This window comes from Streptomyces sp. NPDC038707 (assembly GCF_040636485.1).
Taxonomy (GTDB): Bacteria; Actinomycetota; Actinomycetes; order Streptomycetales; family Streptomycetaceae; genus Streptomyces.
In genome coordinates this window covers 1-1,205 of the sequence record NZ_JBEZUP010000108.1, presented here as the reverse complement: position 1 = coordinate 1,205, position 1,205 = coordinate 1, and the positions used below count along the sequence as shown (strand labels likewise).

Here is a 1,205-nt window from a genome sequence, read left to right as displayed (position 1 = left end):
GGGGCCGGACGGCACGCTGTCGGCGATGATCCAGGAGAGCGCCGGGGTGACGACGGTGCCGATGCTGCGGCGTGGCCGGGACGAGGAGACGGCTGTGGTCACGGCGCTGGCGGTGCTGCACGCCCATGGTGTCGCGGTGGACTGGGAGGCGTTCTTCGCCGGTACGGGTGCCCGTCGGGTGGACCTGCCGACCTACGCCTTCCAGCACGAGCGGTACTGGCCGGAACCGTCGGACGCAGCGCCTTCGACGGCCGCACACCCGCTCATCGACTCGGTCGTCCCACTCGCCGACGGTGACGGCGTAATCCTGACCGGCCGACTGTCCTTGCGGACGCACCCGTGGCTGGCGGATCACGTGGTACACGGCCGGGTGCTGTTCCCCGGCACCGGGTTCGTGGAGCTGGCGCTGCGCGCCGGCGAAGAGATCGGCCTCCAGCGGATCGAAGAACTGACCATGGCGGCGCCGCTGGTGCTGCCGGAGAAGGGCAGCGTCGTTCTTCAGGTGTCGGTCGACGGAACCGGCCGGATCGGTGTCTTCTCCCGGCCAGACGGCACGGACGACCCGTGGACGCAGCATGCCACCGGCACCCTGGGCCAGGGCGCCGCTCCCGCCGCCGACCTCGGCGTGTGGCCACCGGCCGACGCGGAGACCGTGTCGCTCGACGGCTTCTACGACCGGGCGTTGGAGCTCGGTTTCGACTACGGGCCGTCCTTCCAGGGCCTGCGGTCGGTCCGGCGCGCCGCCGACGGCGTGTTGTTCGCGGAGGTCGAGATGCCCCGACAGATGTCGGGACAGTACGGCTTGCACCCGGCGCTGTTCGACGCCGTCCTGCACGCCCTCGGTGCGACCGCGCACGGCGAGCGGAGCCGGTTGCCGTTCGCCTGGGAGGGAGTCTCCCTGCACACGGCCGGCGCTACCGCGCTGCGGGTCCGGCTGGCCGTCGACGGCGACACCGCGTCGCTGACCGCGGTCGACCCGGCGGGCACGCTCGTGCTCTCGGCCGATGCGCTCACGCTGCGGGCCGTCACGCCCGATCAGCTCGGCCGGGCCGATTCGTTGTATCGGGTGGAGTGGTCGGTGCCGGTGCCGGCGGTGGATGCGGGTGATGCGCGGTTCGTGGAGTTGGTGGGTGGTGAGGATGTGGTGGCGTCGGCGCATGCGTTGGCGGTGCGGGCGCTGGAGGTGGTGCGGGAGCCGGATGCGC

At 72.4% G+C, this 1,205-nt stretch carries 1 protein-coding gene; it reads left to right on the top strand.

The features are described from left to right. Nucleotides 1-94: 94 nt before the first annotated feature. Nucleotides 95-1,205, top strand: a 1,111-nt coding sequence (locus tag AB0E62_RS40050) for a polyketide synthase dehydratase domain-containing protein (protein WP_362206087.1), incomplete at its 3' end; no start/stop codon positions are given.